The sequence below is a fragment of the Actinocrinis puniceicyclus genome, assembly GCF_018283645.1.
In the GTDB taxonomy this organism is placed as follows: domain Bacteria; phylum Actinomycetota; class Actinomycetes; order Streptomycetales; family Catenulisporaceae; genus Actinocrinis; species Actinocrinis puniceicyclus.
In genome coordinates this window covers 19,440-38,133 of the sequence record NZ_JAGSXH010000043.1, presented here as the reverse complement: position 1 = coordinate 38,133, position 18,694 = coordinate 19,440, and the positions used below count along the sequence as shown (strand labels likewise).

At 73.0% G+C, this 18,694-nt stretch carries 17 protein-coding genes; 13 read left to right on the top strand and 4 right to left on the bottom strand.

Translation table 11 applies throughout. The features are described from left to right. Window positions 1–8: 8 nt before the first annotated feature. The 12 genes from KGA66_RS14050 (at window position 9) to KGA66_RS13995 (ending at window position 11,318) form a co-directional block, all read left to right on the top strand. The gene (locus KGA66_RS14050; protein WP_211468538.1) at window positions 9–620 is read left to right on the top strand and encodes a 2-oxoacid:acceptor oxidoreductase family protein; all 612 of its coding nucleotides are present in this window, start codon (window positions 9–11) and stop codon (window positions 618–620) included. Next, a complete protein-coding gene (porA, locus tag KGA66_RS31600) occupies window positions 607–1,914 on the top strand; it encodes a hypothetical protein (RefSeq protein WP_211468537.1) in 1,308 nt (435 codons plus the stop codon). Before KGA66_RS14050 ends, porA begins: the two co-directional genes overlap by 14 nt. After that, window positions 1,911–2,933, top strand: coding sequence for a thiamine pyrophosphate-dependent enzyme (locus tag KGA66_RS14040; RefSeq protein WP_211468536.1), 1,023 nt, complete (start codon window positions 1,911–1,913; stop codon window positions 2,931–2,933). The genes porA and KGA66_RS14040 overlap by 4 nt, the downstream gene beginning before the upstream one ends. After that, window positions 2,930–4,654, top strand: coding sequence for an NAD(P)-binding protein (locus KGA66_RS14035; RefSeq protein ID WP_211468535.1), 1,725 nt, complete (start codon window positions 2,930–2,932; stop codon window positions 4,652–4,654). Before KGA66_RS14040 ends, KGA66_RS14035 begins: the two co-directional genes overlap by 4 nt. A gap of 84 nt (window positions 4,655–4,738) precedes the next feature. Then, complete coding sequence (locus KGA66_RS14030) at window positions 4,739–5,779, top strand: zinc-dependent alcohol dehydrogenase family protein (RefSeq protein ID WP_211468534.1); 1,041 nt, start codon at window positions 4,739–4,741, stop codon at window positions 5,777–5,779. 94 nt (window positions 5,780–5,873) lie between these two features. Continuing rightward, complete coding sequence (locus KGA66_RS14025) at window positions 5,874–6,263, top strand: HPF/RaiA family ribosome-associated protein (protein ID WP_211468533.1); 390 nt, start codon at window positions 5,874–5,876, stop codon at window positions 6,261–6,263. 103 nt (window positions 6,264–6,366) lie between these two features. Next, window positions 6,367–7,056 (top strand): response regulator, encoded by a 690-nt coding sequence (locus KGA66_RS14020; RefSeq protein WP_211468532.1) that lies wholly within the window; start codon window positions 6,367–6,369, stop codon window positions 7,054–7,056. Between the two features lie 63 nt (window positions 7,057–7,119). Further along, window positions 7,120–7,578: a pyridoxamine 5'-phosphate oxidase family protein gene (locus KGA66_RS14015; RefSeq protein ID WP_211468531.1), complete on the top strand. Its 459-nt coding sequence runs from the start codon at window positions 7,120–7,122 to the stop codon at window positions 7,576–7,578. 71 nt (window positions 7,579–7,649) lie between these two features. Further along, the gene (locus tag KGA66_RS14010) at window positions 7,650–9,398 is read left to right on the top strand and encodes a GAF domain-containing sensor histidine kinase (RefSeq protein ID WP_312886909.1); all 1,749 of its coding nucleotides are present in this window, start codon (window positions 7,650–7,652) and stop codon (window positions 9,396–9,398) included. A gap of 122 nt (window positions 9,399–9,520) precedes the next feature. Beyond that, window positions 9,521–9,964, top strand: a complete 444-nt coding sequence (locus KGA66_RS14005; protein WP_211468529.1) for a CBS domain-containing protein — start codon at window positions 9,521–9,523, stop codon at window positions 9,962–9,964. A 6-nt stretch (window positions 9,965–9,970) separates the two neighbouring features. Further along, window positions 9,971–10,549 carry a universal stress protein gene (locus KGA66_RS14000; protein ID WP_211468528.1) on the top strand — a complete coding sequence of 193 codons (579 nt, stop codon included), beginning with the start codon at window positions 9,971–9,973 and terminating at the stop codon, window positions 10,547–10,549. Window positions 10,550–10,586: 37 nt separating this feature from the next. Further along, entirely contained in the window at window positions 10,587–11,318 is a 732-nt protein-coding gene (locus tag KGA66_RS13995) for a CBS domain-containing protein (RefSeq protein WP_211468527.1), read from the top strand. A gap of 446 nt (window positions 11,319–11,764) precedes the next feature. On the opposite strand, the gene KGA66_RS13990 is transcribed toward KGA66_RS13995, so the two are convergent. Further along, window positions 11,765–13,006: an acetyl-CoA hydrolase/transferase family protein gene (locus KGA66_RS13990; protein WP_211468526.1), complete on the bottom strand. Its 1,242-nt coding sequence runs from the start codon at window positions 13,004–13,006 to the stop codon at window positions 11,765–11,767. A gap of 302 nt (window positions 13,007–13,308) precedes the next feature. Between KGA66_RS13990 and KGA66_RS13985 the strand changes: the two genes are divergently transcribed. Further along, window positions 13,309–15,678, top strand: coding sequence for a GNAT family N-acetyltransferase (locus tag KGA66_RS13985; RefSeq protein WP_211468525.1), 2,370 nt, complete (start codon window positions 13,309–13,311; stop codon window positions 15,676–15,678). 115 nt (window positions 15,679–15,793) lie between these two features. On the opposite strand, the gene KGA66_RS13980 is transcribed toward KGA66_RS13985, so the two are convergent. The 3 genes from KGA66_RS13980 to KGA66_RS13970 all read right to left on the bottom strand — a co-directional run bounded on the left by KGA66_RS13980 (window position 15,794) and on the right by KGA66_RS13970 (window position 18,656). Next, window positions 15,794–16,663, bottom strand: coding sequence for a universal stress protein (locus KGA66_RS13980; protein WP_211468524.1), 870 nt, complete (start codon window positions 16,661–16,663; stop codon window positions 15,794–15,796). 141 nt (window positions 16,664–16,804) lie between these two features. Further along, complete coding sequence (locus KGA66_RS13975) at window positions 16,805–17,320, bottom strand: universal stress protein (RefSeq protein WP_211468523.1); 516 nt, start codon at window positions 17,318–17,320, stop codon at window positions 16,805–16,807. Between the two features lie 154 nt (window positions 17,321–17,474). Next, window positions 17,475–18,656, bottom strand: a complete 1,182-nt coding sequence (locus KGA66_RS13970) for an acetoin utilization protein AcuC (RefSeq protein ID WP_211468522.1) — start codon at window positions 18,654–18,656, stop codon at window positions 17,475–17,477. Window positions 18,657–18,694: the final 38 nt, after the last annotated feature.

The window sequence follows — 18,694 nt, the reverse complement described above, 5'->3', positions numbered from 1 at the left end:
GGGCCCTGATGTTCCAAGTCAGAGTGCACGGGCGCGGTGGCCAGGGCGTCGTGACCGCCGCCGAGCTGACCGCGTGGGCGGCCATCGCCGACGGGCGCCACGCCCTGGCGTTCCCCAGCTTCGGCTCGGAACGCACCGGGGCGCCGGTCGAGGCGTACTGCCGGATCGATCAGCACCCGATCCGGGCCCGTGAACCGGTCACCGAGCCGGACCTGGTCGTCGTGCTCGACCCGACGCTGCTGCGGCAGCGGTTCGTCGCCGACGGCCTCAAGCCCGGCGCGACGGCTCTGATCAACGCCACCGGTGCGTCAGCGCGCGACTTCGCGGCCGGCCTGATGCTGTGCGGGGTACGCGTCTTCGCGGTCCCCGCAACCGAATTCGCGCGTCAGCGCACCGGCCGACCGCTGCCGAACGTCCCCATGCTCGGCGCGCTCGCCGCGGTCACCGGGATCGTCTCGCTGGAGGCGGTGCGCGACGCGATCGCGCAGCGCTTCCCGGGCCCGGTGGCCGAGGCGAACGCCGCGGCGGCCGCGGACGCGTACGACTACGCGCTGCGCGAAGGGCCCGTCGCGGGGCCCATCCAGCCCGAATACCCGGAGGTGCCCGGTGGCCGCCACTGAACTCTCGCCGCACCGCGGGGCCGCGCCCGAGCCGGCCGGCCGCGCGGTCGAGGGCTCGCGCGCCGTGGCCGAGACCGTGGCGCGCTGCCGGCCCCAGGTGGTGCCGGCCTACCCGATCTCGCCGCAGACGCACATCGTCGAGGCTCTCAGCGCCCTGACGCGCACCGGCGAGCTGGAGTCGTGCCAGTTCGTGAACGTGGAATCCGAATTCGGCGCGATGTCGCTGTGCATCGGCGCGTCGGCCGCGGGGTCGCGCACGTACACCGCCACCTCCAGCCAGGGCCTGCTGTTCATGTCCGAGGCGCTGTTCAACGCCGCGGGGCTCGGCCTGCCGATCGTGCTGACCGTGGCGAACCGCGCCGTCGGCGCGCCGATCAACATCTGGAACGACCAGAGCGACTCGTTCTCGCAGCGCGACAGCGGCTGGATCCAGCTCTACGCGCGCGACAACCAGGACGCATGCGACCTGCATCCGCTCGCCTTCCGGTTGGCCGAGGAGCTCTCGGTGCCGGTCATGGTGTGCATGGACGGGTTCGTACTCACGCACGCCGTCGAGCGGATCGCCGTGCCCGAGCAGCGGATCGTGGACGCGTTCCTGCCGCCCTACGCGCCGCGCCAGGTGCTCGACCCCGGCGCGCCGCTGTCGATCGGCGCGATGGTCGGACCGGAGGCGTTCACCGAGGTCCGGTTCATCGCGCACGGCCGTATGCAGCAGGCGCTGGTGCGCTTCCCCGAGTTGGCGCAGCGTTACGGCAAGCTGGTCGGCCGGCCTGCGGTCGAGCTGGCGCGCGGCTACCGGCTTGAGGGCGCGCGCACCGTGTTCGTGGCGCTCGGCTCGGTCCTCGGCACGCTGGAGGACGTCGTGGACGAGGCGCGCGCGGACGGAATGCCGGTCGGCGCGGTCGAACTGACCTGCTTCCGGCCGTTCCCCGCCGAGCGGCTGCGCACCCTGCTGGCCGGGGCCGAGAACGTGGTGGTGATCGAGCGGGCCTTCTCCACCGGGGCGGCCGGGATCGTGACCCCGGAGCTGATCGCCGCGCTGGCCGAGCCGCCGGCCGTCTCCGCGCGCAGCTTCACCGTGATCGCGGGGCTCGGCGGCCGCCCGATCACGAAGAAGGCGCTGCGGATGCTCGTGCACGACGCGGTCGCGGGCCGGGTCGCCCGCTTCTCCTTCCTCGGACTGGATCGCGACCTGCTGGCCCGGGCCGGATACGGCCGCGCCTCGGACGATCCGCCCGGCAGCACCGCCGAGCGGCTGCTGTCCCGGCTGCGCGCACCGGAGTCGCCGCGATGACCGAAATCACGCACCGCACCGCGAGCGGGGTGAAGTTCTACCAGGTCGGCTCGCTCGCCGTCGGCAACCGGTTGCTGCCGCGGGAGCAGCGCGCGGCGCAGGCCGATCCACAAAGAGCCAATACCATGATATCGGGGCACCGGGCCTGTCAGGGCTGTGGCGAAGTGCTCGGCGCGCGGTACGTCCTGGACGCCGCCATGCGCGCCACCGAGGGCAAGCTGGTCGTGGTCAACGCGACCGGCTGCCTTGAGGTGGTGTCCACGCCGTTCCCGGAGAGCGCCTGGCGGGTGCCCTGGCTGCATTCGCTGTTCGGCAACGCCCCGGCGGTCGCCTCGGGCGTCGCCGCGGCGCTCAAAGCGCAGGGCCACGAGGAAATCAGGGTCCTGGGGCAGGCGGGCGACGGCGGGACCGTTGACATCGGGATGGGCGTGCTGTCCGGCATGTGCGAACGCAACGACGACGTGCTGTTCGTGTGCTACGACAACGAGGCGTACATGAACACCGGCGTGCAGCGTTCCGGAGCGACACCCGCGGCTGCCCGCACCGCGACCACGCCGGTCGCGCCGGGCCATCCAGGCAACCGCTTCGGGCAGGGCAAGGACGTGCCCGCCATCGCCATGGCGCACCGCATCCCGTACGTGGCCACCGCCAGCGTCGCAGACCTGCGCGACCTGGAGGCTAAGGTCGAGCGGGCCATGCAGTTCACCGGCGCGCGCTACCTGCACGTGCTGGTGCCGTGCCCGCTGGGCTGGGCGGCGCCCTCCTCGCAGACCATCCGCCTGGCCCGCCTCGCCACCCAGTGCGGGCTGTTCCCCCTGTTCGAGGCCGAACACGGCGAGCTGGTGTCGGTGACGCCGATCCGGCAGCAGGTGCCCGTGGACGAATACCTGCGCGCGCAGGGCCGCTTCGCGCACCTGTTCGCCGACCAGGCCGCCGGCGGCCGCCCCGACCTCGTCGCGCGCATCCAGGCCGAAGCCGACCGCAACATCCGCGTATACGGGCTGGGAGGGCAGCCGTGAGCGCACATCCCTTCGCCACCACGCTCGACCCGGGCAGCAGCCGCGCCAACCACACCGGCGCGTGGCGCGTCGAGCGGCCCGTCTATGCGCACGGCCTGCCGCCCTGCGCGGCCGCCTGCCCGGCCGGGGAGGCGGTGCGCGACTGGCTCTACACGGCCGAGGACGGATCCTACGAGACCGCGTGGCGGCGGCTGATGCGGGACAATCCGCTGCCCGCCGTCATGGGCCGCGTCTGCTACCACCCCTGCGAGACCGCGTGCAATCGCGGGCAACTCGACCAGGTCGTGGGCATCAACGCGGTTGAACGCTTCCTCGGCGACGAGGCGATCCGGCGCGGCTGGACCGTGCCGCGCGGCGCCGAGCCGACCGGCCGCCGCGTCCTGGTCGTCGGATCCGGTCCGGCCGGCCTTTCCGCCGCCTACCAGCTCGCCCTGCGCGGCCACGCGGTGACCGTGCGGGAGGCGGCCGCGAAACTCGGCGGAATGCTGCGCTACGGCATTCCGCGGTATCGACTGCCCCGCGAGGTGCTGGACGCGGAGATCGCCCGGATCGCCGCGCTCGGCGTGCGGTTCGAGACGCAGTCCTGCGTCGACGACCTGGACGCCGCGCTGCGCGAGGGCGGGTTCGACGCGGCCTTCCTCGGCGTCGGCGCACAGGCGGGTAAGAACGCGTATGTCCCGGCCGGGGACAGCGCGCACGTGCTCGACGCGCTCACGGTGCTGGCCGCGGCCGAGGACCGCTGGCCGTTGCGCCTCGGCCGCAGGGTCGCGATCTACGGCGGCGGCAACACCGCGATGGACGCGGCGCGCACCGCGCGCAGGCTCGGCGCGACCGACGCCGTGGTGGTCTACCGGCGCACCCGCGAGCGCATGCCCGCGCACGAATCAGAGCTCGAAGAAGCGTTGGCCGAGGGAGTCAGCGTGCGCTGGCTCTCCACCATCGCCCACGCCGACCGCGGCTTGATCGCGGTGGAGCGCATGGAACTGGACGAGTCCGGATTCCCGCAGCCGACCGGGCGGTTCGAGACGCTCGAAGCCGACACGCTGGTGCTCGCCCTCGGCCAGAGCGCGGATCTCGGCTGGCTCGCCGGCGCGGCCGGGGTCGGCGTCGGCGACGGCGTGATCGACGTGGACGCGGACCTGGCGACCGGCCGGCCGGGCGTGTACGCGGGCGGCGACGCCGTGGCCGGACCGGAACGCACCGCGACCGGCGCGATCGGCCAGGGCGCCGCGGCGGCACGCCGGATCGACCGGTACCTGAGCGCGGTGGCGGGCGAGCAGCGGGACGTGCCCCGGCAACAGCCGTCGGCAGAGACCCCCGTGCCGTTCGGCAGGCTCAACACCTGGTACTACAGCGACGCCCCCGCGATGCTGCGCCCGCAACTGGACGCGGCCCGTCGCGTCGACACCTTCGCGGAGGTCGTCCAGGGTCTGACCGAGCACAACGCCCTGTACGAAGCGCGCCGCTGCCTGTCCTGCGGCAACTGCTTCGGCTGCGACAACTGTTACGGGGTGTGCCCCGACAACGCGATCACCAAGCTCGGTTTCGACGCCGACGGGCAGCCGCGCTACGCGATCGACCTGGAGTACTGCAAAGGCTGCGGGTTGTGCGCGGCGGAGTGCCCGGCCGCGGCGATCGAGATGGTGCCCGAGCCGGCGCGGGACGAGCCCGCGGATCGCACCGAGCATCGGGACGCGGCGCTACAGGACGTTGGTCCCTAGGGCCGCGGCCGGCGCGGGCCCATCGTGAGAGGCAGGGGCCGCCGCCCCGCGGCGGCCCGGTTCCAACAGCACGAGGAGGCGGTCATGAAGGCGCTGGTATTCCACGGACCGGGAAGGCGCTCCTGGCAGGAAGCGCCGGACCCGCGGCTGATCGACCCGGGCGACGCGGTCGTGCGTGTTGACGCGGTCACCATCTGCGGCACCGACCTGCACATTCTCGGCGGCGACGTGCCCGCGGTGACCGAGGGCCGGATCCTGGGGCACGAGGCGGTCGGCACGGTGGTGGAGACCGGGCTCGCGGTCGGCGGCGTGAAGGTCGGCGACCGGGTCCTGATCTCCTGTATCACCTCCTGCGCCCGCTGCTCCTACTGCCGCGTCGGCCGCTACGGACAGTGCCGGGAGGGCGGCGGCTGGATCCTCGGCCACCTGATCGACGGCACTCAGGCGGAGTACGTGCGCGTGCCGTACGCCGACACCTCCACGTACAAGTTGCCGGACTCCGTCAGCGACGAGGCCGCGTTGCTGCTGGCCGACATCCTGCCCACCTCGTACGAGGTGGGCGTCCTCAACGGCGCGGTGCGCCCGGGCGACAGCGTCGCCGTGGTCGGCACCGGCCCGATCGGGCTGGCCGCGATCGCGACGGCACGGTTGCTGAGCCCCAGCCTCGTGATCGGCATCGACAAGGCGGCCCCGCGCCTGGAGGCGGCCAAGCACTTCGGCGCGGACCTGGTGCTCACCCCCGGCGGCGACTGCGAGGCGCAGGTCATGGCCGCGACCGACGGGCTCGGCGCGGACGTGGTCATGGAGGCCGTGGGCACGCCCGAGACGTTCGAGCTGTGCACCCGCCTGGTGCGCCCCGGCGGCCATGTCGCCAACATCGGCGTGCACGGCGCGTCCGCGACGCTGCACCTGGAAAGCCTGTGGATCAAGGACGTGACCATCACGACCGGACTGGTCGACACGTTCTCCACGCCGACGCTGCTGCGGATGACGGCCGCTGGCCGGTTCGACACGGGCGCGTTCGTGACCCACCGCTTCGGTCTGCACGAGATGCAGGACGCCTACGACGTCTTCGAGCGCGCGGCGGACACCGGCGCGCTGAAGGTCGCCCTCTTCCGGCGCTGAGCCGATCCGGGCCGACGCGGCCGCCGCGAGCCGAGCGGCCGCGTCGCGCCCCCGAGCCGATCCGCACGGGGAACAAGTCGCTTTGGGGAAGACCATGTCCAGACTCTCGCAGCGGGCGTCGGCCGAGTCCGTCCTGGTGGAGGTGACCGGGCCGCTCTCGTCCGAGGACCGGCGGTATGCCGTCGACAAGTTGCACGCCCTGGCCGCGTACACGCGCCAACAGTTGCGCAGGGTGCACGTGACCGTGGCGGTTTCCGGCAACCCGGCGGCGTCGCATCCGGTGCGGGTCGGGGTGAGCCTCGACGTGAACGGCCGCATCGTCCAAGCGCACGCGGAAGGCGACAGCGTCCCCGCGTGCGTGGACGCGGTGAGGCAGCGGCTCTACATGCGGTTGGTCCGGCAGCACACACGCGAAGTTCAGGCGCGGTGGCGCTGGCATTGGCGTTGGTACTCGCGGTCCGCGCACCGCCGGCAACTGCTGTGAGCCTGGTGCGCACCGCGGGCGGCACAGCGGCCTGTCTCACCGGCGCCGCGCCCGGGACCTTGGACCCGTGCGGCGAGGGGTCAAATGGGGTTACCGTCGGGACATGACACAGTCGAACGAGGCCGAGCGCCCCGCCGCACCCCCCGGACCGACCCGGGTGTTCCTGCTCGACGACCACGAGGTGGTCCGCCGCGGCCTGAAGGACCTGCTGGAGATCGAGGGCGAATTCGAGGTCGTAGGCGAGGCGTCCACGGCGGCCGAGGCGCTGGCACGGGTGCCCGCGGTGCGCCCCCAGGTGGCGGTGCTCGATGTGCGCCTGCCCGACGGCGACGGAGTGACCGTCTGCCGGGAACTGCGCTCCCGGATGCCGGAACTGGCCTGCCTGATGCTCACCTCGTTCTCGGACGACGAGGCCCTGTTCGACGCGATCCTGGCCGGCGCGTCCGGCTACCTGCTCAAGCAGGTCGGCGGCATGGACCTGGTCGGGGCGGTGCGCACGGTCGCCGCGGGGGGCTCGCTGCTCGACCCGAAGCTGGCCGCCTCCGTCATGCAGCGGCTGCGCGGCGGGGAACGCAAGGACCCGCTGGCCGCGCTCACCGCGCAGGAGCGGCGGATCCTGGAACTGATCGGCGAGGGCCTGACCAACCGTCAGATCGGCGAGCGGCTGTTCCTCGCGGAGAAGACGGTGAAGAACTACGTCTCCTCGCTGCTGGCGAAGCTCGGCATCGAACGGCGGGTGCAGGCGGCGGTACTGGTCTCCGAGCTCAAGGCGGGCGGGCACGCGCACGGCTAAGGCGGGAGCGATTCGGGCCCAACGGCCCTGTCCGCCCACCGCGCGGCAGCGGACGATCAGTCTATGGAAACGGACGTGAACGGCCTCGAAGTGCTCTCCCGCGCTGAAGCCATCGCGCTGTTGGAGACGCAGGAAGTGGGTCGCCTGGTCTACACCCGGCGAGCCCTGCCGGCGATCCGGCCGGTCAACTTCGCGGTGCGGGCCGGCGCCGTGCTGATCTGGACCGGTTCCGCCTCATCGCTCGGACAGGCGGTGCGCGGCGCCGTGGTGGCCTTCGAGGCCGACCAGCTGGACCGCGCGACCCGCTCCGGCTGGTCGGTCGCGGTGCTCGGCACCGCGCAACTGGTGACGGACGAGCTGGAACTCGCCCGCGCCCGCCAGGACGGTCCCGTCCCGTGGGCTCCGGGCGTTAAGGACCACTTGATCCGTATTCCGCTGACCGTGGTCACCGGCCGCTGGCTGGGTGAACGCGCGGCGGTGCCCGCTGGAGTCGTCGTGAGCGGATCGGGCGCAGTACGGTGATCCAAGAGGGTCGGCGGCGCGGACGTGAGGGACGTCCGGCCGCAGCCGTCCCCTTGGAGAGGCGGTTGACTGTGGCCGACCAGCTCGGTGACGAGGTCGCGCGGATTCTGCCGACGCTGCGCATCGACGAACTGCTCGATGAGCTGCAGATGCGGCTGGCTTCCGTGCGCTCCGCGCGCGACCGGGTACGCCAACTGCTGGAGGCCGTGGTCGGCATCGGCAGCGGTCTCGACCTGGAGCAGGCGCTCGGGCGGATCGCCCAGGCCGCCGCGACGCTCGTCGACGCGCAGTACGGCGCGCTGGGCGTGCTCGGCGAGGACCGCCGGCGGCTCTCGCGGTTCATCACCGTGGGGCTGACCCCGGAGCAGATCAGGGCGATCGGCCCGTACCCGGAGGGCCACGGTCTGCTCGGGGAGCTGATCCGGCGCCCCGAGCCGCTGCGCACCGACGACCTGGCGCAGCACCCGAACTCCTATGGCTTCCCGGCCAACCATCCGCCGATGCACTCGTTCCTCGGCGTGCCGATCCGGGTGCGCGACGAGGTGTTCGGCAACCTGTACATGACCGAGAAGCGCGGCGGCGTGCCGTTCGACGCCGACGACGAGGCGGTGCTCACCGCCCTGGCGGCGGCCGCGGGCGTGGCCATCGACAACGCCCGGCTCTACGACGAGGCCCGCCGCCGCGAGGCCTGGCTGGAGATGACCGCCGAACTGACCCGGGGCCTGCTGTCGGGCGAGGACGTCGACGACGTGCTCGCCTCCTTCGCCCAACGGGTGCGCGGCTTCGCCACCGCCGACCTCGCGGTGATCGCGCTGCCCTCGTCGGAGACCGGGGAACTGCTGGTCGTGGCCGCCGACGGGAACGGTGCCGAGCGGCTGCGCGGCGTCGCCCTCGACGTGGAGGAGACGCTGCTGGGCGCGGTCTACAAGACCGCGCGCGCGGAAGTGCTCGCCGACGTGCGCACCGAGGCGCGCGCCGGGGGGCTGGTGCCCGAGATCGAGTTCGGCCCGGTGCTCGCGGTGCCGCTGGGCACGGCCGGGCAGGTGCGCGGCGCGCTGGCCCTGGCCCGGGTCGCCGGCGCGCCGGCGTTCGACACGACCGTGTTCGGTCTGACCACGGACCTGGCCGTGCAGGCCGCCGTGGTGCTGGAGCTGGCCGAGCGGCGGCACGACAGCGAACTGCTCTCGCTCTACGCGGACCGCGATCGCATCGGCCGCGACCTGCACGACCTGGCGATCCAGCGGCTGTTCGCCACCTCGATGAGCCTGCAGGGCGCGTATAAGATCACGCAGAAGCCCGCGGTCGCGCGGCGCATCGCGCAGGCGGTCGCAGACCTCGATGACACGATCAAGGTGATCCGCTCGACGATCTTCGCCCTGCACGCCCACGAGGAGGACCTTGAGGACGCGCCGAGCGTGCGCGCCCAGGTGATGGAGGTGTGCGAGCAGGCCGCCGTGGCGCTGGGCTTCACCCCCGGGGTGCGGTTCACCGGGCCGGTCGACCACCTGGTCGGCGCCGAGATCGCCGAGCACCTGCTCGCGGTGCTGCGAGAGGCGCTGTCCAACGCCGCGCGCCACGCCCGGGGCTCGCGGGTGGACGTCGACCTGTCGGCGGACACCTCCTCGGTCGCCTTGTCCGTGGCCGACGACGGGGTCGGCATCGGCCCGGGGGCGCGACGCAGCGGCCTGGCGAACCTGCGCGAGCGCGCGCAGCAACTCGGCGGCATGTTCACGGCCGAGCCGCGCGCGGGCGGCGGCACGGTGCTCACCTGGAAGGTGCCCAAGAAGCTCGAAGGAGCCAAGAGCGCGCAGAACGCGTAGCGGCCGCGAAGACGCGCGGTGATCGCATACGGGGCGGGCGCGAAGGAAGACACGACCAGTGGCGGCCCGCCTGGGGTCGAAGGTCCCTGATCCGGGGGCCTGCCCGGCGGGAGCATGGCGGTATGAACGAATACGCGCTCGCCGGCCTTGCGTCGAAGACCGCCTCGGACGTCATGAGCCAGCCCTCCGCGATCGTGCGTAACAACACGTGCGCTTGGGAAGTGGTCGGACGCTTCCTGACCGGACCCGCCCGGCACGTGATCGTCGTCGACGCCGCCGGCCGTTCGCTCGGCGTCATCGGCACCCGGCACCTGGCCGGGCTCTGGCCGCTGGATCCCAAGCGGCTCAAGGCGACCCCGGTCGAGAGCCTGGGCTGCGCCTCCTGGATCTCGCTGAGCCCGGACGACGACCTGCGCACGTGTGCACGAACCCTGACAGAACACAACCTGGACGCGGTTCCCGTCCTGGACGCCGGCTCGCGCGTCCTCGGCGTGGTCACCGCGCGGGACATCACCCGGGCGCTCGCCGACATGGCCGACGTGAAGCAGCGGGCTTGGCAGGAGTGAGTTTCGATGACATACGGTCCCGCTCCGATCGTCGTCGGCGTCGACGGCACTGAGGCCTCGATGGCGGCGCTGCACTGGGCCGCCGGCGAGGCGGAGGCGCACGGCGCGCCGCTTATCGCGGTGCATGTAACGGACCCGCGCGGCCGACGCGGCGCCCCCTACGCGGGCCGCGGCGTGTACGTGCCGACCGAGGCGCAGGCCCTGGACGAGGAAGCGCGGGTCGAGCGCATGATCGCGCAATCCGGCCTGGAGCACGTCAAGCGGGTCTTCGACGTCGGCGTGCCGAGCCAGGTCCTGGTGCGCTTCGCGATCGGCGCTCGGATGCTGGTGCTCGGGCACGCGGACAACCACCGCCGGCGCGAGGGTGAGGGACCGTATCAGGGGCCGGCGCTCGGTTCGATCGCCCGCGCCTGTGTCGCGAGCGCCACCTGCCCGGTCGTGGTGGTGCCGGTTCCCGCCCGGCTGCCGGCCGCGCGCGAGCGGCGACCCGAACCGAGGCACGTCCCGGTGGTCCAGCACTCGCCGATGGTGGGCGCGCGCATGATCTACCCGAATCGTCGGCCGGTGCCGATGGCGCACGGCTGAGCTTCGCGCCGCGGCGAAGCGAGACAGGAGGCTCGTCATGAGCACCATCAAGACAGGGACGGCGACATCGCCGACATCGGCGAAGGCGGCGTCGGTCCGGGACGTGATGACGAACGACGTCGTGACGGTCCGTTCCTACGCCACGTTCCGCGAGGTAGCGGCGACGATGGTCAACCGCCGCATCGGCGCGATGCCTGTCGTCGACTCGATAGGGCATCTGATCGGAATGGTTTCGCGTACGGACCTGATCCCCAAGGAGGCGGCGGGCGCGGAAGGCCAGTCGGAGCTTTGGGAGCTGCTGTCGCGGCGCGGACGTGAAGCGCAGGCGCGCAGCGAGGCGAGCGCGGCCGGCCACCTGATGTCGACGAACGTCGTGGCGGTCGAGGCGGACACCAGCCTGGCGCGCGCCGCCTACCTGATGGAGCGTCACGCCGTGACGCACCTGCCGGTGATCGACGAGCGCCGGGTGGTCGTCGGCATCGTCGCCCGCAGCGATCTGTTGCGAGCCTACCTGCGTGACGACGGCGAGATCCGCGCGGAAGTGCAGCGGGCGCTGGCGGCGGCGCTGGCGGAGACGGACGTGGTCGGCGTCGAGGTCGAGCGCGGCGTGGTCACCTTGACCGGGACGGTCACGCGTGTCGCCGACGTCACCGAGGCGATCCGTGTCGCGCGCGCGGTCAAGGGCGTCGTCGAGGTCGTAGATCGGCTTGAACCGCGCAAGGGTCTGGCGCGGATGCGCGACCGGCTGAACCCCGGGCCGCTGTTCTGACCGGGCGAAGACCGCCCGAGCAGAGTTCGGGTGAGCAGGGTTCGGCCGAGCAGAGACCCGGCGGCCGGGACGCGGCGCGGTGAGAGGCACCACCCTTTCGCCGCGCCGCGCCGTGCCCGCACTCGGCGGCTCGGATTTGCCTGAAGCGGGTCCTAAGCTTGAGGCCGTGACCTCGGCACCTGAGGCAGCGCTCGGCCTGGCCTGCCTGAGTTGACCGCGCCCGGCTCGGCTTGGGACGAGGGGCCGCTGCCCGCGCAGGCGAAGACAGACGCGTTGGTTTCCGCACACGTTTCGGCGTGTTCGAATACGCTTGGCGGCCGTGACGCAGGAGACCGCATCCGGGTACGAGCATGATGCGCGGCGAGTCCCGTCCTGTTGCGGACACTGGAGATCATGGCGCCGTCCCGAACAGCGCCGTCCCGGCCGTCGACTGACCGTGAGCAAGCTCAGCCGGCGAGCCCGAGGCGTACGGCGGCTTCGCGCAACTGCTCGCGGGACTGCGGGCGGGCGGCGCTTTCGATGAGCTGCGCGGCCTGCTCGCGCTGGCTGCGGCCGAACAGGTCCGCGCGGCCCTGGTCGGTGACGATGGCGGTGTGCTGGAACGAGGTCGCCGGCGCGGTCAACCTCGGCACGATCGTCGAGGAGGCGGACTTGGCGTGCCAGGACGGCAGCGCGATGATCGCCTGCCCGCCGCGCGAATGCAGCGCCCCGACGACGAAGTCCGTCTGGCCGCCGAACCCGGAGTAGATCCGGTCGTGCACATAGGACGCGTTGGCCTGGGCGTAGAGATCGACCTGCAAGGCCGTGTTGATCGACGTCATCGCCGGCTGCGTCGCGATCCGCGCGGGGTCGTTGACCGTCTCCGTGCGCGACATCCGCAGCCTCGGGTTGCGGTCCGACCACGCGTACAGCTCCGGCGAGCCGAACAGGAACGAGGCCGTGATCGGCGCGGCCTCGTCCAGCGCGCGCCGCGCCTCGAGCTCCACGACGCCGTCGCTGACCATCTCCGACCAGATCCGCAGGCCGCGATGCCCGGTCAGGGCGGCGAGCACGGCGTCCGGGACCGCGCCGATGCCGGTCTGCAGCGTGGCGCCGTCCACGATCCCCGGGGCGACCAGTTCGCCGATGCGCGCCGCGCACCGGGTCAGGTCAGGATCACGCCGGGCGGCGGGGGAGGGCAGCGGCGCGTCGTGTTCCACCGCGAAGTCGATCATGTCGACGGGCAGCTCGCCGTCTCCGAAGGTGTACGGCATGTGCGCGTTGATCTGCGCCACGACCAGGCCCCCGGCCGCGATGGCCTGCTCGACGGCGGCCGGCATGATGTTCACCTCGATGCCGAGCGAGACCTTCCCGTCGCGCGGCGGCGAGGTGTGCAGCAGGACCACGTCCGGCCGGTGGGTCCCGGCCAGGATCCGCGGCACCAGGGAGAGGCGGGCCGGCAGGTAGTCCAGCGCCGGCAGGCCGCGCATACCCGGCCCGACGAAGGGCGACTCGTGGCGCACGCCCTCACGCACCGCGATCCCCGGCTGCGCGTTCAGCTGGAACAGCCGGTACTCCGGCAGCGCCTTGTCGGCCAGCTCCAGCAGATGCCACGGCGCCGCGTGGTTGCCTGAAGCGACCAGCCGCGGATTCGGGTAGGTGATGCCTTCGAAGAGCTGGAGCAGGCGCGCGGAGTCGACGGTTCTCATACCCTCGACGCTAATGCGCGGGCCGCCGCCGATTTGAGGGACCAAGGTCCCGCGCGGCCCGCGAAACGCCCCGGGCCGCCGCCACGCCCGAAACCGGATCAGGGAGGAAGACGGCGGGCCGGGTCAGCGCCCGCGGCCCCGACCCGCGCCCCCGCCCGGTCGCGGCCGTGGGACTTCCGGCCCTTCGCTCAGCCGCCGCGGCACACCATGCTCGTAGTGTGTCCGGCACGGCCCTCGCGAGACCGGCCGGGCACACACTCGTGGCATGAGCCGCGCCTGCGCGGGCAGAAGGGTCGTTCGCGATGGACACAGATTTCGACACCCCCGGCTCCTACGCGCTGCTGACCGACGGCAGCTGCGTGCTGATCCGCCCGGCCGAGCCGGAGGACTGGCAGGCGGTGCACGACTTCGCCGCCGCGCTCGGCAGCAGGAGCGTCTATCGGCGCTTCTTCGGCTTCCCCAAGAATCCCGGCCGGGTGATGGCCGACGCGGTCTGCGCGCCGACTCCGGCCGTGCAGCCGCGCCCCCGCGGCGCCCTGCTCGCGTTCCTCGGCGGCGCCGTGGTCGGCATGGCCGAATGGATCCGCGACAGCGACCCCGAACAGGCCGAGATCGCGTTCGTCGTCGCCGACCTGGTGCAGGGCCGCGGCGTGGCCACGCTGCTGGCCGAGCACCTGCTGGACGAGGCCGACCAGGCCGGCATCCAGACCTTCACCGCGATCACGCAGGGCGAGAACCGGGCGATGCTGGACGTGTTCACCACCCTCGGCCTGCCCGTGCACAAGGTCTGGGACCACGGCACCTGGCTGGTGACCGTCGATCTCGACCTGCTGGCCGCGCAGCGCGTCGCGCTGCTGGACGCGGCCGCGCGCCGAGAGCGCATCGCGGACGATGCGAGCCTGCGCCCGCTGCTCGACCCGGACTCGATCGCCGTGGTCGGAGATCCGCAGGACTCCGCGACGCTGGCGGTGCGTGAACACCTCGGCGGCTTCGCCGGGCGGATATGGCACGCCGGAGCGGACGCCGCGGACCTGGACCCGGACGCACGCGTCCAGCTCGCCGTGATCACCTCGCCGCCGCACCTGGCGGCAGGCGCGGCGCGCGTCTGCGGCGCGCACGGGGCGCGCACCGTGATCGCGACCGCGACAGGGTTCGACGACGCTTCCGGGCGCGCGCTGCTGGACGCCTGCCGCGCCACGGGCATGCGGCTGCTGGGTCCGGGCAGTCTCGGCGTGGTCAACACCGGGGTGCGCGGCGGACTGAACGCGAGCCTGGCGCCGGGGCCGTTCACCGGCGGCCCGACCGGCGTCGCGGTGCAGTCCGGGGGCGTGGGCCTGGCGGTGCTGGCGCACCTGGTCCGGCTGGGCATCGGGATCGGCACCTTCGCCGCGGTCGGCGACAAGTACGACGTGAGCGCGAACGACCTGCTGATGCACTGGGAGGGCGACGAGGGAGTGCATCTGGGGCTGCTGCACGTGGAATCCTTCGGCAACCCGCGCAAGTTCGCGCGCACCGCGCGGCGGCTCTCGCGCAGGATGCCTCTGCTCGCCGTCGATCCGGAGCAGTCGCCCAACCAGGCGCGCACCGCGCTCTACGCCCAGGCCGGTATCACCGTGGTACCGACTCTCGGCGCCCTGGTATGCGCCGCCGCGCTGCTCGCGCACCAGCCGCCGCCGCGCGGCCGGCGCGTCGCCGTGCTCGGCAACACCCGGGGCATGCTCAGCCTCGCCGTGCAGGCCTGCGTGAAAGCAGGGCTCGACGTCGTGGCGGCGCGCAACGTGACCGCGACCGCCGACGCGGCGAGGCTGCGCGCGGCGCTGACCGAGACCATGAACGCAGAACCCTGCGACGCGCTGCTGATCGCGCTGGCCCCGACGGTCCCGGTGGCGCCGCACGGCGGGCTCGCGGACCGCTCGGTGCTGGAGGCTGTCACCGTGCCGGTCGCCGCGGTGCTGGCCGAGCAGGCGGAGACGGTCACCGTGTTGAACGCGCCCAAGCGCGCCGCGAGACGCAACGGCAAGGCCCGGCCCGCGCGCAGCCCCGTGCCCTGTTACAACGACGCTGCGATGGCCGCGCAGGCGCTGGCGGCGGCCGCGGCGGCCACCGCGGCGCGCGACCGGCCGGAAGACCACGAACCCGAAGTCGGGCACACCGACCGCGCGGCGGCCCGCAGCGTGGTCGAGGGCGCGCTGGCCACCGCCCCGCGCGGGCGAGCACTCTACGACTCGGAGCGCGCGGCGCTGCTCGAAGCGTTCGGGATCCCGCTCGCGCACGGCGCATACACCGCCGGAGCCGGGCCGGCCCGGCGGCTGACGGTCACCGCATGGCAGGACCCTGTTTTCGGCCCGCTGCTGACCTGCCTGCGTGACGGGGACTCCGGCGCCGAGGCGACGCTGCTGGTTCCGGCCGGCGCGCAGGAACTGGCCGACCTGGCGAGCGCGGCCCTGCCCGCGGACGAGACCGGCCGGCGCGTGGACGGCGCGCGGCTGGCCGAGGCGCTGGGGCGGGTCGCGGCTCTCATCGACGCCTTCCCGCAGCTCGCGTCCGTGCGCCTGAACGTGATCGCGGAGCAGGACGGCATGGCGCGGGTCGTCACCGGAGACGTCCACGTCGCTCCGTCGCGGCGTAAGGATCCTTATCTGCGGAGGCTGCGCCGCGCGCCGGTCGAGTAGGCGCCGCGGGCGAAGTGAGCACACGAATGCCGCCGCCGCCGGACTTTTGGGCCGGCGGCGGTGGCATTCGTTGCGTGCGACGGGCGAGGCCGGTGATCGGGCGGGGGGCGCCCTCTCACGCGATCGGCACGACCGCCACCGGCGTGGGGGAGTGCGACAGCAGGCCCTGCACGACGTACCCGGTACCGACCGACAGCGGGCTGCGCCGCCGGTGCGAGCCGATCACGAGCAGCCGCGAGCCGCGCGCCGCCTCGATCAGCATCGGCACGGCGTTGCCGCGCATCGCGGCAGCCGTCACGTCCACCTGGGGGTATTCCTCCCGCAGGCTCTTGACCAGTACCTCGGCCTCGGCGGTCTGGTTGGGCTCGTTCAGCTCCGGGTCGTCGCCGTAGTAGCCGCTGTAAGCGGGGTGCGGCCACCAGGCGCGCACCACGGTCAGCGTCGAACGGAACTGCGCGGCCATGGCGAACGCGAAGCGGATCGGCGCCTCGGCCTCCTGAGGCTCGACACCCAGCACGATCTCGTTGAAGGGCTTGCCCGACTCCTCGCCGCGCACCACGACCGTGGGGCCGTGCGCGTGCGCCGCGAGCTTGAGGCTGACCGAGCCGAGCAGCAGCCCCGCGAAACCGCCGTGCCCGCGGGTTCCGGTGACCACGAGGGTGGACTCGCCGCTGTGGCCCACCAGCGCCTCGGGCGCGCTGAGCGGGGACATCTCGCTGTGCACGGCGACGTAAGGGTGAAGTTCGGCGATCTTGTCTGCCACGCGGCGCAGCAGTCGCGCGCCGTCGTCGCGACGCGCCTCGGCCAGCGCGGCCTTCTCGACCACGCCGCCGGGCACCGGGTCCAGGTCGAGCGCGTGCACCAGATGAACCGGCAGCCCGAGGTCGACGGCCTGCCTCGCCGCCCATTGCGCGGCGCGCAGCGCATTGTCAGAGGTGTCGACTCCGACGACGATGCGCCGGAAGTTCGTTGCGATCTGTGTCATCGTCGGGCTCCCTGAGCTGATGAAACGAACGGCATTGCCACAGCGCCTCGCCAGCTCGCGGCCGGCCGGATCCGCCCTCGCCGCGGGCGGGTGAACCGGCGGTCGCGTCCGGGCCTGAAGACGCTTCCCGGCACGGTCCGGCTAGATCCCCGAATAGGGGCGGCCGTGGAACTCCGGCCGTTGGTTCTCCAGCTCACGCAGCGGGTCCCATTGGCTTCGCCGGTGCCCCGCGTGCGGGCGGTGCACGGTGTGGGCCATCTCCGGCGCGGGCACGGCCAGCACCTGGCAGCGGGCCCGGCGCAGCAGCGCGCGGGCGACTGATCCCGACCACAGCGCGTGCCACGGGCCCTTGCCGCTGGTGCCGACGACCAGCAGGTCGCGCGGGTCGCAGGCCGCGGCGCGCAGCGCGTCGCGGATCGGCAGCGTCGAGACCGCGGTCTCGATCTGCAGGTCGGCAGGGTAGCTGCCGAGCGCGTCCAGGAAAGCGGTCTTGATCGACTCGGGGTTGGTCAGGGAGATGGCGGTCGTACGGGAGCGCACTGCGTAGAGCGGCAGTCCGCGTCGGCGTGCCTCGCCCACGGCGGCGCGCAAGGCGGCCAGGCCGGTGAGCGAGCCGTCGACGCCGACGACCACGCGTGGGTGGCCGATTGTGTCCATGGTGCGATGCTCCTGTTGGTCGGCTGTCGGTTCCATAGACAGCGTCGCGCGCGGCGCGGGGGTGCGAATACGGTCGAAGGTCCCGGGCGGGTTCGGCAGTCGGCCCTGTCGTGCGCGGATCAGTACGCGTGGACGGACGGTCGCCCGCGGAGACTCAGAACAGGATGTCAAGCCCGTGGTGCGGGAAGACGGCGCGGCGGGTGGCCAGCACCTCCCGGTCGATCGGGTCCGCCGGGTTGAAACCGTCCACCCACAGCCGCAGCTCGGGATGCTGCCCGTCGCTCATCGTCAGCGGTGCCAGCCGCCCCGAGCGTTCGGCCGCGAAGACGCGCCACTGCTCCGGGGTCTCGGTGCGCGGCGGGATCGGCCGGTGCGCAGCCTCGGCGAGAACGTGCGTCCAGATGCGCGGCACGACCTCGACGACCGCGTACCCGCCGCCGCCGAACAGCAGCCAACGCCCCCCGGCGTGCTCGTGTGCCAGGCGGTGCAGGGCCTCGGCCGCCAGCCGCTGCCCGTCGACGCTCAGCATCAGGTGCGCCAGCGGGTCGAGGGCGTGCGAGTCGCAACCGTGCTGGGTCACCAGGATCTGCGGATCGAAGGCGCTCAGCAGCGGCGGGACGACCGCCTCGAAGGCCCGCAGCCAGTGCGCGTCGCGGGTGCCGGCCGGCAGCGCGAGGTTCACCGCCATGCCCTGCGCGTCCGGGCCGCCGCACTCCTGCGCCAGCCCGGTGCCGGGGAACAGCGTGCTCGGATGCTCGTGCACGCTGATCGTCAGAACCCTGGGATCGTTGTAGAACGCGGCCTGCACCCCGTCGCCGTGGTGCGCGTCGATGTCGACGTACGCCACCCGGGTGGCGCCCTGCTCCAGAAGCCGCGCGATCGCGATCGCCACGTCGTTGTACAGGCAGAAGCCGGAGGCGTGCGCGCGCATCGCGTGGTGCAGCCCGCCGGCCATGTTCGCCGCGTGGCCCGCCGCGCCCGACCACACCGCGTCCGCCGCGGCCACGCTCGCGCCGACCACCAGCGCCGATGCCTCGTGCATGCCGGGGAACAGCGGGTTGTCGTCGGTGCCCAGGCCGAAGCGGGCTCGCTCGGACTGGGGGACGTGCGCCACGTTCTTGACCGCGTGGATGTACTCGGGTGCGTGCACCAGTTCCAGGACCTCGTCCGGGGCCGCCGGCACCGGCGCGAGCAACACCTCGGGGGCGTCGAGGACGCCGAGGTCCCGCGCCAGCCGCATGGTCAGCTCGACCCGTACCGGGGCCAGCGGATGGTCGTGGCCGAAGTCGTAGGCCGTCAGCCTCTCGTCCCACGGAACCAGCAAGCTCGCATCCATCGCCGCGCCTCGTCTTCTCCGGCCCGCACGCCGCGGGT